Origin of the sequence: Shewanella eurypsychrophilus (genome assembly GCF_007004545.3) — a bacterium.
GTDB classification, from domain to species: domain Bacteria; phylum Pseudomonadota; class Gammaproteobacteria; order Enterobacterales; family Shewanellaceae; genus Shewanella; species Shewanella eurypsychrophilus.
The window spans coordinates 2,663,702-2,677,994 of sequence record NZ_CP045503.2 but is presented as its reverse complement, the minus strand read 5'-3'; the positions used below and the strand labels follow the sequence as shown (position 1 = coordinate 2,677,994).

Annotated in this window: 8 protein-coding genes; 1 reads left to right on the top strand and 7 read right to left on the bottom strand. The window is 46.0% G+C overall.

Annotated elements, in window-relative coordinates; translation table 11 throughout:
* Positions 1 to 202 precede the first annotated feature (202 nt).
* The 7 genes from nifJ to ygeW form a co-directional block, all read right to left on the bottom strand.
* Positions 203 to 3,883 (bottom strand): pyruvate:ferredoxin (flavodoxin) oxidoreductase, encoded by a 3,681-nt coding sequence (nifJ, locus tag FM038_RS11305; RefSeq protein ID WP_142871180.1) that lies wholly within the window; start codon positions 3,881 to 3,883, stop codon positions 203 to 205.
* A 103-nt stretch (positions 3,884 to 3,986) separates the two neighbouring features.
* Positions 3,987 to 5,618, bottom strand: a complete 1,632-nt coding sequence (locus FM038_RS11300; RefSeq protein ID WP_142871181.1) for an NAD(P)-binding protein — start codon at positions 5,616 to 5,618, stop codon at positions 3,987 to 3,989.
* Positions 5,619 to 5,759: 141 nt separating this feature from the next.
* A complete protein-coding gene (arcC, locus tag FM038_RS11295) occupies positions 5,760 to 6,662 on the bottom strand; it encodes a carbamate kinase (protein WP_142871182.1) in 903 nt (300 codons plus the stop codon).
* 116 nt (positions 6,663 to 6,778) lie between these two features.
* Positions 6,779 to 8,182, bottom strand: a complete 1,404-nt coding sequence (hydA, locus tag FM038_RS11290) for a dihydropyrimidinase (RefSeq protein ID WP_142871183.1) — start codon at positions 8,180 to 8,182, stop codon at positions 6,779 to 6,781.
* Positions 8,183 to 8,356: 174 nt separating this feature from the next.
* Positions 8,357 to 9,568, bottom strand: a complete 1,212-nt coding sequence (locus FM038_RS11285) for a YgeY family selenium metabolism-linked hydrolase (RefSeq protein WP_142871184.1) — start codon at positions 9,566 to 9,568, stop codon at positions 8,357 to 8,359.
* A 101-nt stretch (positions 9,569 to 9,669) separates the two neighbouring features.
* The gene (dpaL, locus tag FM038_RS11280; protein ID WP_142871185.1) at positions 9,670 to 10,878 is read right to left on the bottom strand and encodes a diaminopropionate ammonia-lyase; all 1,209 of its coding nucleotides are present in this window, start codon (positions 10,876 to 10,878) and stop codon (positions 9,670 to 9,672) included.
* Between the two features lie 75 nt (positions 10,879 to 10,953).
* Complete coding sequence (gene ygeW, locus FM038_RS11275) at positions 10,954 to 12,141, bottom strand: knotted carbamoyltransferase YgeW (protein ID WP_142871186.1); 1,188 nt, start codon at positions 12,139 to 12,141, stop codon at positions 10,954 to 10,956.
* A gap of 382 nt (positions 12,142 to 12,523) precedes the next feature.
* On the opposite strand from ygeW, the gene FM038_RS25305 reads away from it, so the two are divergent.
* Positions 12,524 to 14,287 (top strand): sigma 54-interacting transcriptional regulator, encoded by a 1,764-nt coding sequence (locus FM038_RS25305; RefSeq protein ID WP_142871187.1) that lies wholly within the window; start codon positions 12,524 to 12,526, stop codon positions 14,285 to 14,287.
* The last annotated feature ends 6 nt before the right edge of the window (positions 14,288 to 14,293 follow it).

Below are 14,293 nucleotides of genomic sequence, written 5' to 3'. Positions count from 1 at the left end.
TCCTTTATATAGTAAGTTGTTAATCACAAATCTAAGTTGTTGTTAAAGCAGGCATACTGGCTGAATAGCTTGGCACTACTTTGAATGATTTCTGGTGATTGTTTGTATTGAAAGTTTTATATCGGGGCTGTTACGTCTGTCGTTAAACTGACTGTAACAGCGCCCTTTTTCTTTGAGTTCTTAGTAATAGCTATGGTTACGGCTATGAAGTTAAGTCTTCACTCTCAAACTCTACATGTGGCGCAACGATGCCCTGGCCACGTGTGGCGATCTCTTCGTAAAGCTTCCATTTACGCTCGAGTATTTTCTGAGCTTGTGCGGTTAGCTTTTCAGCCAGCTCAGGGTTACTCCGCGCTAAGATCTCGAATCTTGCTTCGTTTGAGCGATAGGCTTTAAGCGATATACTCGGTCTTAGTGAATCCAGTGAGAATGGGTTCTCGCCAACATCACGCAGATCTGGGTTATACCTGAACAGTGGCCAGTGACCGGATTTAACCGCTAGCTGTTGCTGCTGTAAACCTTGCTCCATGGTGATCCCGTGGGCAATACAATGGCTATAAGCGATCACTATCGACGGGCCCTTGTATGCTTCGGCTTCACGTAGGGCTAGCAAGGTCTGCTGTGGATCGCCGCCTAAGGCGATTCGGGCAACATAGACGTTGTTATACGAGATAGCTTGCATTGCCACGTCTTTCTTCGGCGTGTGTTTACCCGATGCGGCAAACTTAGCCACAGCGCCCAGTGGAGTGGACTTTGACATCTGGCCACCTGTGTTGGAGTACACTTCGGTATCCATCACTAACACGTTAACATCCGCGCCGCTGGCTAAGACATGATCGAGTCCACTAGAGCCGATATCGTAGGCCCAACCGTCGCCACCGACTATCCAGATAGAGCGTCTGATCAGCTGATCGGCAACCGAGATAAGGTTTAGCGCATCGGTTGAATCTAGCTTTTCAAGCTGCTCTTTGAGGGTGTCGACACGTTTGATCTGCGCCTGAATATCAGACTCTGTCTGCTGATCATCGTTGAGCAGTCTATCCACCAGCTCAGGAGCTAATGGATTTTCTTGGCTCAGGCTGATCCGCGTCAGTATCTGTTTTGCGCTCTCCTGCTGCTTGATGGCCGCTAAGCGGAAACCAAAACCAAACTCGGCATTGTCTTCAAACAGAGAGTTAGCCCAAGCAGGACCTCGACCTTTGTCATTTTTAGTCCACGGGGTTGTTGGTAAGTTGCCACCATAAATGGAGGAGCAACCCGTCGCGTTCGCTATCATTAAGCGATCGCCAAACAGTTGAGACACGAGCTTCAGGTAAGGGGTTTCACCACAGCCTGAACAGGCGCCCGAGAACTCAAATAATGGCTGCAGGAACTGCGCACCACGAACATGAGAGAAGTCGACCCGCGATCTGTCGTTGTATGGCAATGAGATGAAGAAATCGAGATCTTTCTTCGCCTGAGCAGCATACGGTTTTTTAGGCTGCATATTGAGCGCTTTACGTTCAGGCGTCGTCTCTGTGGCCTCCTCTATCACCATCGGACAGGCGTCGACACATAAGGTACATCCAGTACAATCTTGTGCATAAACCTGCAAAGTATAGCGAGTATCGGGGAATCCACGTGCGGTGATGGACTGCGATTTAAAGCCATCGGGCGCATTGCTAAGCTCAGATTTATCAAAGAATTTGGCGCGAATTGCCGCATGAGGACAGACAATTGAGCAATTACCACACTGAATACAATCTTTTTCTTCCCAAATTGGGATCTGCAAGGCAATGTCACGCTTCTCCCACTGAGTCGTCCCCGATGGATACGTACCATCGACGGGCAACATTGACACAGGGATAAGATCGCCCTTACCTGCCATCATCTTCGCTGTCACCTGCTTAACAAAATCAGGCGCAGCATCATCGACGATGGGCTTGTTTAACGCTTTGGCTGTGACGTGCGCAGGGATCAGAACCTCTTCTAAGTGAGCCAAGGTATGATCGACAGCGGCGAAGTTTTTCTCAATAACTTTGGGGCCTTTATGGGAATAGGTTTTGCTGATCGCTTTCTTGATCTTAGCGATAGCCACATCTTTCTCAAGCACGCCAGATAGCGCAAAGAAACAGGTCTGCATAATGGTATTGATGCGCTTACCCATGCCAGTATCTTCACCCACCTTGTAGGCGTCGATCACGTGCAGGCTCATGTTTTTCTCAATCAATTGCGACTGCATCAAGGCAGGCAATGTGTCCCACACTTTATCGGCGCTAACTTGAGTATTAAGTAAAAATACCGCCTTATCTGTTGCCTTAGAGAGCATATCCGTCGTCTCTAAGAAGGTGGCCTGATGACAAGCGATGAAGTTAGCAGACTGAATGAGATAGGGGCTATTGATCGGCTCCTTACCAAATCTTAAGTGAGATTCTGTTTGTGACCCTGACTTTTTAGAGTCATAGACAAAATAGCCTTGCGCAAAATAGGCTGGGTCTTCACCGATGATCTTAATGGTATTTTTATTTGCACCTACGGTACCGTCGGCGCCAAGGCCATAGAAAATCGCGCGGACCACATCTTTAGATTCAATATCGAAGCTGGTGTCTACTTCTAGGTGTGAATGACACACATCATCGATAATACCTAAGGTAAAGTGATGCTTAGGCTCGTCCAGACTCAGGTTATCAAACACCGCTTTTACCATAGCCGGGGTGAACTCTTTGCTCGATAGCCCATAACGGCCTGCAATGAGTTTCGGCATCTTGGCCAGACCGCCTGTCGTGCTTGGGTGATCTTTGGCACCTACCTTTCCTGAAGAGTAAGTATCGACAAGTGATGTGAGTATGTCTTGATAAAGCGGATCGGCGTTACCGCCTGGCTCCTTGGTTCTATCGAGTATCGCAATACTCTTAACCGTGGCAGGTAAAGCGTCTATAAGGTGTTTAGCACTTAGCGGACGATAGAGTCTCACTTGCAGTAAGCCGACCTTTTCACCGGTTTTGTTGAGCGCATCAACCGTCTCTTTAACGGTCTCAATACCAGAGCCCATGGCAATGATCACCCGCTCTGCCGCTTTGTCACCATAAAACTCAATCAGCTTATAGTAACGGCCAGTCAAATCGCCCAGCTTATCCATGCAGGCTTGTACTATTGCTGGTGTCTTATTATAAAAAGGTGTAACGGTTTCACGCCCCTGGAAATACACATCTGGATTTTGTGCTGTACCACGGATAAATGGCTTGTTGGGGCTAAGACCACGCTCTCTATGCGCTCTCACCAATTTGTCATCGATCATGGTGCGAATATCGCTATCGCTGATGATTTCTATCTTGTTCACTTCGTGGGAGGTTCTAAAACCATCGAAGAAATGCATAAAGGGGATGCGAGCCTCTAGCGTAGTTGCATGGGCAACCATCGCCATATCGTGAGACTCTTGAACTGAGGATGATGCTAACAGCGCAAAACCGGTACCACGCGCCGACATCACATCTTGGTGATCACCAAAAATAGACAGGCCTTGTGCCGCCAGTGAGCGCGCCGCGACATGAAAAACAGTCGAGGTTAATTCACCGGCTATTTTGTACATGTTAGGTAGCATCAATAACAAGCCTTGTGATGCAGTAAAAGTGGTTGTTAGTGCGCCACTTTGTAATGCTCCATGCACAGTACCAGCGGCTCCGCCCTCACTTTGCATTGCGGCTATCAGCGGTATGCCATTCCAAATATTACGCGTATCTTGGGTGGCCCACTCTTCTGCCAATTCTGCCATGGTTGAGGATGGCGTAATGGGATAAATCGCGCACACTTCACTGACGCGATAGGCAATATGCGCCGCAGCTTCGTTACCATCACAGGTGTGCATGATGGGCAGTTTGTTCTCTTTCTTTATTAAATTAGTCATATCTGCTCCTATGCCTGCTCGGCTTCTACCATTTCTATGGTTTGAGACATGGGCATTAGTAAGTGGCCAATGCTAATCATTTGAATTTTTAACATATTGACTCCTATGCCTGCTCGGCTTCTACCATCTCTATTGCATGACACGGACACTGTGAATAACACGCTTCGCAACCAGTACATTTGTCATAGTCGATCTTATAACCCTTGCCTTTGCCTAAGCGGGTAATTGCGCCATGAGGACACGCGCCAAAACAGCCATTACACTCGAAGCAGTTACCGCATGAATAGCAGCGCTGGGCTTCAAATAGGGCTTCTTGCTCAGTTAAACCACCCACCACTTCATTGAAACTTTGGGTTCGCACTTTGGCTTCTACTTCAGGTTGTTCGCTTTGTTCGGCATCGGTTTTATACCAGAGGTGCAGCTTATCGAACTTGATCAGTGGCTGTTTATCGACCTTAGTGAAGATACGACCTTTTAAGAATGCATCGATATTGGCTGCGGCCTTCTTACCATGGCCCACTGCGATGGTAACGGTTCGATCGCAAGGCACCATGTCGCCACCAGCGAACACCCCCTTGTACCCTGTCATCATGTTGTCATTAACGACAACACTGCCATCCCATTTATGTTCAACATCAGGGATCGCTTTAGTGAGCTTAGTATCGATGTTTTGGCCTAATGCCAGAATGAGTGAATCCGCTTCTAAGGTTTCATATTCACCGGTTGGCTGAGGCTTACCCTCTTGGTTAATCGCCATTTTTTCAAGGGTGAAGGTGTTGCCATCGATCTGATTAATCGTACGTTGCCAATGAAACTCTATGCCCTCTTCCATGGCTTCGACACATTCGAAATCATGGGCTGGCATATTGGCTCTGTCACGGCGATAGATAACTTTGACGTTAGCACCGAAGCGTTTCGCTGTACGTGCCGCATCCATCGCGGTATTTCCGCCGCCGTAGACGGCAACGGTTTTGCCTAACTTGGGGGCATTTCCTAGTTCAACATCACGCAGATAAGACACCGCATCGGTGACCTTTTCTGGATCGGCATTGGGAATTTCAACGCCACGGCCAATATGGGCACCAATGGCTAAAAACACGGCATCAAACTGACCACTGACTTTTTCAGCCAAGATATCTTCGACTTTATGATTGAGCACTATTTTAATGCCCATATCTTCGATACGTTTTATCTCACTGCCGAGCACATCACGTGGCAAACGATAGGCTGGGATCCCAAAATGCATCATGCCACCGGCCATAGGTGCACTATCACGGATCTCAACGTCATGGCCTTGACGCTTAAGATGATAAGCTGTCGCTAAGCCACTTGGGCCTGCACCAATAATCAAAATACGCTTACCAGAAGACTTAGCCTCAAAACGTACTGGCCAGTTTTGCTTAATGGCTTCATCACCTAAAAATCTTTCTACGGCGTGAACACTGACGGCATCATCAACATCGGCGCGATTACAGGCACTTTCACAGGGGTGATAACAGACGCGTCCATGAATACCTGGCATAGGATTATTGAGGATCAGCGCTTGAAATGCTTCTTCAAAACGCTCCTCTTGTGCCAGGCTCAACCATTGCTGAATGTTGCTGCCTGTAGGACAGGCATGATTACATGGCGGGAGAGAGTTACTGTAGATGGGAAACTTAGTGCGCACCGCGCCCGATCCTTTTTTTACTTTCAGATCAGGGGGTGACGTCATGTCCTTCGAAATATGTCTCATATTTTACTGCCTTAATATGGATCACATAATGCGCCTAAGCAGGAAGATGCGTGAGCGCATTTGATTTAGGTGCTCAACACTGTTTCATGTCCAGTGAGTCACCTTTTCTTAATTAATTATCCAGATCAGTCTCGCTGGATGTTAAATTGCGATACAGGTACCAGAACGCTCAGCTAATACTTCAAGGCCATGCTCTAGCGCCCCGATATAGGCTTTACCACCAAAGCTAGCAAAATCACTGACGGCCTCAACTTTTGGCCCCATGGAACCCGCTGGGAAGTCATACTTGCTGAGCTCTGCTGGTGTTGCGGTGCGCAGCGCACGTTGGTCATCTGTGCCCCAGTCTAAATAGACAGCATCGGCATCCGTTAAGATCAGTAGCTTGTCTGCGTTCAATTGTTTTGCAAGCAAGGTTGCTGAAAGGTCTTTGTCGATAACCCCCTCAACGCCCTTGTATCCATGGTCAGTCTTACATACTGGGATACCGCCACCGCCACAGCAAATGACAATTTCTTCGGCTGCAAGCAAGATATCGATGGCATGCTTATCTATAATATTCATAGGTTTTGGTGAAGGGACGACACGACGTACAAAATCACCATCACGCTTCATGATCCAGTTATTCGCTTCGGCTAACACACCCGCTTCTTCTTCGTTATATACAGCACCAACAAATTTAGTTGGATCGAGCATGCTCTTGTCATTAGGATCCACTTCAATACGGGTTAACAGTGTGGTCACTTCACGATCTGGCATTACGTTCTGGATCTCTTGCGCTAGCATATAACCGATCATGCCTTCACTTTCAGCACCCAGTACATCGAGTGGGTAAGGAGCGACTTCTTTATAGGCCAAGTTCTGTAGGGCAAGTAGGCCAACTTGTGGACCATTACCGTGTACTACGGCTACGCGGTACTCTTTTGCAATCTCTGCAATGGCCACGGCGGCAATTTTTATATTGGCTAACTGATTTTCAAAAGTGGGTGCATCTCCACGACGTAATAATGCGTTTCCACCTAGGGCTACAACTGCGATTGGTTTCATTTGAATTCCTTAATAATGGCCATCACTTGCACTAAGCTAAGACAAGTTCCAATGTGAAATTTTGCTAAGCAATGGCATCTTCTATATGGGTTTAAGTACTGATAATTTAACTGCTCTTATTTGAGTCGGTTTTTATCGAATTGCTTACGGCGCAAGAACTGTCCAGCGCCTGCAGTCCCAAGAAACTCACCATTACGCGCCACAAGCTTGCCACGACTAAAGGTCATGACAGGCCATCCTGTTAATGGGTAGTTTTCAAATGGGGTATAGTCAGTATTGTCGTGTAGCATCGAATGACTGATAGTGACCTGTTGTTCTGGATCGAATATCACGATATCCGCGTCAGAACCTTCCAAAAGACAGCCTTTTTGTGGATAAAGGCCAAAAAGTTTTGCGGGTTTAAAGCTGGTTAGTTCAACAAATTTTTCTGGCGAGATACGGCCCTTACTCACCCCTTCACTGAACATGAGGGGCATGCGCGTTTCAACGCCTGGCATGCCATTCGGGCACTTGGTAAAATCGGTAACGCCGGCTTGCTTCTGGTCGGCATAGGTAAATGAGCAATGATCGGTCGCTATGGTATCTATGCTGCCATCTATCACACCCTGCCACAGCTTCTCTAATTCCGCTTGTGGTCTAAGTGGTGGACTCATCACATATTTTACGGCGTCAATGTCGTTATAAAGACTGTCGTCAAGTAGCATGTATTGTGGGCAAGTCTCTGACCAAACGGCTTGCTTGTTGTTCTTTGCTAAGCGGATGTAATCAAGGCCTAAGCCGTTAGAAAGATGCACAATATACAGGGGCGCATCTCCCGCCAAGCTTGCTAGGTTGATCATGCGCGCAATCGCTTCGGCTTCGCACTCCAGTGGTCGACTCACGCCGTGGTACTTTGGCGCCGTTTTACCTTCCTTTATTAACTTGGCGCGCCTCTGGGCAATTGCCGCATCATTTTCAGGGTGAACGGCTGTGAGCGCATTAAGCTCGTTTAAGCGCGTTAATGCTTTAAGCGCGCTGTCATCATCAAGTTTATAGCCATAAGTGAGGTAGAGTTTAAAGCTGCTTATCCCCTCTTGCTCGACCATGGCCTGCATATCCTCAAGTACCTGATCGTCAACATGCTGAATCACACCATGAAAGCTATAATCGATTACGGCTCTGTCTTTGGCATACTCTTTGTACACCTCAAGTTGATGACCTAAGCTGCATCCTCGGGGACCGAAGCCCATATGGTCGATGATAGTGGTGGTGCCACCACATGCAGCCGAACGCGTGCCAGTATAGAAATCATCACAACTGCGGCTAATGCCTACATCTATGTTGAAGTGGGTATGCACATCGATACCGCCAGGCATCACATGCATGCCCTTGGCATCAATGATCTGAGTACCACTTGGGTATTGGGTTATTTTATCGGCGATTTGGGCAATCTTGCCATCAAGCATCAGCAGCTGTTTATTTACCTGCTGATGGGCATCAACTAAGGTTCCATTGATGATCAATGTGGCTTTGGTGGTCATCTTATTGCTCCTGGGATTGGCGTTCACTACACCGCGATTATTGAAAAATAAAAATGTGATTACAGAAAAAAAGGTAAAAAAAAGGTAAAAAAAAAATGTCATAACATATGTAAATCACCTTAAGGGGTGGGAGCACCCCTTAAGGTGTGGGAGCACCCCTTAAGGTGTGTCTTTCTACTTCTTAAGCTGAGACAGGTACATCTGTGGGATCACAGCGTACATAGCAGCACAGGTCACAAGATGATCTTTCCATGTCTTCTCGTTTGGTGCATGAGCTTCAGGCTCTTTACCTGGACCGAAACCGATCACTGGGATACCGTGACGACCCATGATAGAAACGCCATTGGTAGAGAAGGTCCACTTATCTACGATAGGCTTCTTGTCAAATAACAGCTCGTAAGAGGCTTCTAGTGTCTTAGTGGCAACATGCTCGCTGTCAATTTTCCACGTTGGGAAGTAACACTCAGTTGGGTAAACAAGACCTGTGTAAGCTGGGCGGTCGTACTCGTACATAGAGACAACACCTTTCGCTTCTTGTACTGCAGGTAGTGCGCGAATTTCTTCTAGTGCGCCTTCCCACGTTTCGCCCCAAGTAAGACGACGATCGATTGATACGGCGCAGCTATCAGCGACAGCACAGCGACTTGGTGAAGTGAAGAAAATTTCAGATACTGTCAATGTGCCTTTACCGAGGAAATCATCATCGCCTAAGTTTTGAGCCAAGGCTTCTACTTCACCTAAGATGTGACCCATCTTGAAGATGGCGTTATCACCACGCTCTGGCGCTGAGCCATGACAGCTGATCCCTGGAACGTCGATACGGATCTCCATACGGCCACGCTGACCACGGTAAATCTGACAATCAGTCGGCTCAGTCGAAACCACAAACTCTGGACGAATGTTGCTCTGCTCAATAATGTACTGCCAGCAAAGACCGTCACAATCTTCTTCCTGTACGGTACCGGTAACCAGTAGCGTGTACTCATCTTCAAGGCCTAGGTCCTTGATGATCTTGCCCGCATAAACCATAGAAGCCATGCCGCCTTCTTGATCGGATGCACCACGACCACCGATGATCTCGTCATCTTCCATACCTGTGTACGGATCAAAATCCCAGTTATCCATGTTACCGACACCCACGGTATCGATATGCGCATCCATCGCAATTAGGTGTGGACCATGGCCGATGTAGCCTAAAACGTTGCCCATTGGATCGATTTCAACCTTGTCGAAACCCACTTTTAGCATCTCTTCTTTAATGCGTAAAACCACTTTTTCTTCGTCACAACTTTCACTTGGAATCGCTATCATATCTCGCAGAAACTTCGTCATATCTGCTTTGTATTCTTCTGCTTTTGCTAATACTTCATTGAATGGAATAGACATAATTTTCTCCTTGGTAGCAGCTTGTTAGCCACTGGAAATGTAATGTGTGAATTTCCTAAACCTGGGGATTGAGACAGGATGGTTTAGGAGTTCACATTGGGTTATTTAGCCGTTGTTGGATATTTTCCTTCCCAAACAACTTCTCTATAATTCACTGCATCGGTATCACCCTCAGTGCTCAACAACAGCACCACAGAGTCCTTATTTAGGCCGACCTTCTTCATCAGGGTATCTTTATCTTTATGGAAGTGGATGGCAGCTAACATGCCTAAGCCCACTGCGCCTGATTCACCTGAGACGATGCGAGGATCGCTACCTAATGGATTACCAAGCACACGCATACCTAGCGCGGCAACTTCGTCATCGACTGAGGCAAATTGAGTGGTACAATCACGCATGACAGGCCAGCCGATGGTTGTTGGCTCACCACAGGCAAGTCCCGCCATGATGGTATCTAAGTCACCATCGACATTGACGATCTCACCCTTTTTAGTGATGCTTGAACGGTACATACAGTCGGCTTTGGCAGGTTCTACTATGATTGAGTGCAGATTCTCCGCGCCGTAGACATTGGTCAGGTAACCGAGAGCACCACTTGCAAGGGCGCCAACACCGGCTTGAAGTAACACATGAGTCGGGGCTTTTACCTGATGGTCTTCAAACTGTTTAACCGCTTCAATCACCATGGCTGTATAGCCCTGGGAGATCCATGTTGGAATAGCTTCATAGCCTTCCCAAGCGGTATCTTGAATCACTTTCCAGCCATTTTCATTGGCTGTTTTTAAGACTAAACGTACCGTATCGTCATAGTTAAGCTCGGTGACGATACACTCTGCGCCTAGCGCTTTAATATTGTTGACCCGCTCAGCAGCTGAGCCTTTTGGCATATACACAACGGCATTTTGCCCAAGCTTTTGTGCAGCCCAAGCCACACCTCGGCCGTGGTTGCCGTCAGTTGCTGTCGCAAAGGTCATCTTTTCGGTAATTTCATTTTTTAGCTTGTCGAAATCAAATGCATTGATATCAAGCTTGAATTTATCGCAAAGTAGTAGCGCGATAGCGTAAGCGCCACCGAGCATTTTGAACGCGTTTAAACCGAAACGATATGATTCATCTTTTACTAAGATTTTACCTATACCGAACTCTTTAGCGAGACAATCGAGAGAGCGAAGTGGTGTTGGCTCATAGCCTTCTATGCCACTGTGAAAAGCCAAGGCTTTTTTCGCTTCTTCAACGGTAAAAAGAGGAGAGAGTTGACCATTAAAATGACAGTTATCAGCGATCTCCATATTCAACGAGAATGTAGACATGCATACCTCATAAATGAAAAACAAAGATGGGACAGGCTCCCTGCCCCAGATTTTAAGTAATTGATTAACTAATAATTACTTAACACGCTTCTTAGCATCAGCAACTAATTCTGCTAATACCTTGCCTGGCTCTTGATATTTGCGGTTTAGGATCATCGAAGCGATGATATATGGCTTCCAGCTTGCTTCTTTGTATGTGGCGATGCGGTATTTTTCGAATACTGACTCTTCCACTTCACCTTCTTTACAAGAGACGCCGGTGATATCTGCAGGCAGACAATGCATATAAAGCGCTTCGCCACCTTTAGTCTTCTTCATCATCTCTTCGGTGCAATGCCAATCTTTATGCTTAGCATTTTGTGCAAGACACTCTTGCTCAAGCGATTTAAGACCTGCTTGGTCGTTAGCGCGCAGTAGTTCAGTACGCTTGCCCATCACCTGATAAGGTGCCCAAGACTTAGGATAAACAATGTCAGCACCTTCAAATGCTTCTGCCATTGTGTCTACCTGAGTAAAGGTACCGCCTGATGCTTTAGCATTTTTCTTTGCTTCTTCAACAACTTCAGGGATTAGGTCATAACCTTCAGGATGAGCTAACGTGACGTCCATACCAAAACGAGTCATTAGGCCAATGATGCCTTGAGGCACTGAAAGTGGCTTACCGTAACTTGGCGAATAAGCCCAAGTCATAGCAATCTTCTTGCCTTTAAGCGCTTTTAGATCGCCAAAGTGCTCTTCTAGCCATGCAAGGTCGGCCATTGATTGTGTTGGGTGGTCGATATCACACTGTAAGTTGATCAATGCAGGTCTATGAGGCAATACGCCCTCTTTAACACCGTCATCGAGTGCTGCACCGACTTCACGCATATAGGCATTACCTGCACCTAAATACATGTCGTCACGAATACCAATGGCATCGGCACAGAAAGAGATCATGTTTGCGGTTTCACGAACCGTTTCACCATGAGCAATTTGCGACTTACCTTCATCTAAGTCTTGCTGAGCAAGACCTAGCATGTTTATTGCAGATGCATATGAGAAACGGGTGCGTGTTGAATTATCTCTAAATAGTGAGATACCTAAGCCATTATTGAAAACGTTAGTGGCGATATTCTCATCACGCATTGTCTTAAGTGCTTTAGCAGTCTTTAGTACTTTCTCTAACTCTTCGGGGGTTTGTTCCCACGTAAGAAGGAAATCTTTTTCATGAAGCTCAGACTTTAATTCATTAATTTCATTAATTAGTTCATTTAAACTTTTCATTTCTTTTCCTAATATGGCCTAGACAGAACAAGCTGTGAGGATGGGTTACAAGAATCAGCTAATAAGAAAACGAGCTGTCATTACTCATAAGGCATACTTCGTGCCAACAGCGGCAAAACCTAGACAAGACACTGATTTAAAAGGTGAATATATATAAAGGGTATAATTAACCGAGGATGATTTCACTATCATTGATAGTGATTGATAGCGTGATAGATGATAGCAAAAGCGATAAAATTATCATTCTGATACTCTAGTGTGATCTCGCTAACGTTTTTATTTTTATACGTTTATAAGCAAGCAAATAATGACGCATATCAAGGCCATTAGTTATTTTTATGTTTAGGGTAAGTTATTAGTTAATCAAGGCCGAACCTAAAATATGTTTAATCTCCCCCATCAATCTGAATTAATGCAGCTACAACCCACTATCTTAAGGTTTGTACAGATGCTCTCAACAGTACTGCAACTCGATGTTGAAGTTGTTGATGCTGATTTAGTGCGTATAGCGGGTACCGGGCCCTACAGTAAGTTTTTAGGCAAGAAGCTCAATACCAGTTCTCGCATCTTTCGCTATATCCTTGAGACTCATCAAACCAAAGTGGTGGTAAAAACACGTTCCGATCCAATCTGTCATGGTTGTGATAGCAGAGAAAATTGTCGTGAGACCGCTTTTCTCGGTGTGCCTATCATGTTGGATGAACGCTGTATCGGTGTGATCAGTTTAGTCGCCTTCAATCAAGAATCTCGCGAGAGGCTGGAACAAAAAGAGCAGATTCTATCTGACTATATAAAGCATACTGCGCAGATATTTGTCGCAAAGATGGGCGAGTCGGAGAATAAGCTTAATCAGGTCTTTACCAACCTTCTTAGTAATATGGATCAAGGTGTGTTGGTACTCGACGACAATAACCGCGTTAAATATGGCAACTCTCAAGCATTAAATAATCTAGAGATCAGTCGTACAGAGCTAGAACAATTAGCGGTACATATTCAGCCCTTATCGGTTCATAACAATGAGTTAAAGGGTCATCAACAACATATTATCTCATTAGGTGCACGACAAGAGTTAGTCGTAGGTCAGTTCCATATCATCAATAGTCACCAACTATTTTTAATGTCATTTTATCAACCAAGCACCACACTATCCGGCTCCATCAACTCCCAACCAAATTTCAGCAGCATCATAGGAAAGTCTGACAAGGTCACTAAGTTAAAGACCTTGATCGCTCGAGTCGCAAAGAGCCCATCGAGTATCTTGATCAGTGGTGAAAGCGGTACAGGTAAAGAGGTATTTGCCAAAGCCATTCACAATTGCAGCGATCGAAGCAAAGAAGCCTTCGTTGCAATAAATTGTGCTGCAATTCCTGAACAACTGCTTGAAAGCGAACTGTTCGGTTATGTAAAAGGGGCCTTTACTGGTGCATTGACTAAAGGGAAAATAGGCCTTATTCAGGCCGCGCACAATGGCACGCTATTTCTTGATGAAATTGGTGATATGTCCATTACCCTACAAGCAAAATTACTTCGCATGCTTGAGGAGCGCGAGGTCATGCCAATTGGTGCGAGCAAAACCACACCTGTGGATATACGGGTGATTTCAGCAACCAACCGTAACTTCGCAGAGATGATTGCTAAAGGGGAGTTTAGAGAAGATCTCTACTATCGCTTAAATGTGATCCCTATGCATCTGCCTCCTTTAAAAGAACGAGATGGCGATATTGAATTGTTAACTTATCATTTTCTCGATCACCATACTCAAAAGATAGGCGGCAGCTATCCTGGTATTACAACAAGCGTTATAGCGAGCCTTAATGCCTATCCTTGGCCGGGTAATGTGCGGGAGCTAAGTAACTTAGTTGAATACTTGGTGAATGTTGTACCCGATGGCGATCAGATCGATGTGGATTTACTCCCGCCCTACTTTGAAAACACCCCCAGTGAAATGGCCGCCCCCATCACATTGAGTCAAATACCTTCTGATGGCAACGAAGAGAGTTTAAGCCTGGAACAGATGGAAAAAATCAGAATTGAGGAGTGCATTAGTCGTTTGAGTAATCGTAAGTTGGTGGCGCAGGAACTTGGGATAGGCATTGCCACTCTGTATCGGAAAATTAAGAAGTATAGCTTAAGTGCACACGGCTAAAAGCAA

What these genes read in the sequence shown, in the direction of transcription:
- nifJ (WP_142871180.1), bottom strand. Translation starts at nt 3,883, where the DNA reads ATGACTAATTTAATAAAGAAAGAGAACAAACTGCCCATCATGCACACC.
- FM038_RS11300 (WP_142871181.1), bottom strand. Translation starts at nt 5,618, where the DNA reads ATGAGACATATTTCGAAGGACATGACGTCACCCCCTGATCTGAAAGTA.
- arcC (WP_142871182.1), bottom strand. Translation starts at nt 6,662, where the DNA reads ATGAAACCAATCGCAGTTGTAGCCCTAGGTGGAAACGCATTATTACGT.
- hydA (WP_142871183.1), bottom strand. Translation starts at nt 8,182, where the DNA reads ATGACCACCAAAGCCACATTGATCATCAATGGAACCTTAGTTGATGCC.
- FM038_RS11285 (WP_142871184.1), bottom strand. Translation starts at nt 9,568, where the DNA reads ATGTCTATTCCATTCAATGAAGTATTAGCAAAAGCAGAAGAATACAAA.
- dpaL (WP_142871185.1), bottom strand. Translation starts at nt 10,878, where the DNA reads ATGTCTACATTCTCGTTGAATATGGAGATCGCTGATAACTGTCATTTT.
- ygeW (WP_142871186.1), bottom strand. Translation starts at nt 12,141, where the DNA reads ATGAAAAGTTTAAATGAACTAATTAATGAAATTAATGAATTAAAGTCT.
- FM038_RS25305 (WP_142871187.1), top strand. Translation starts at nt 12,524, where the DNA reads ATGTTTAATCTCCCCCATCAATCTGAATTAATGCAGCTACAACCCACT.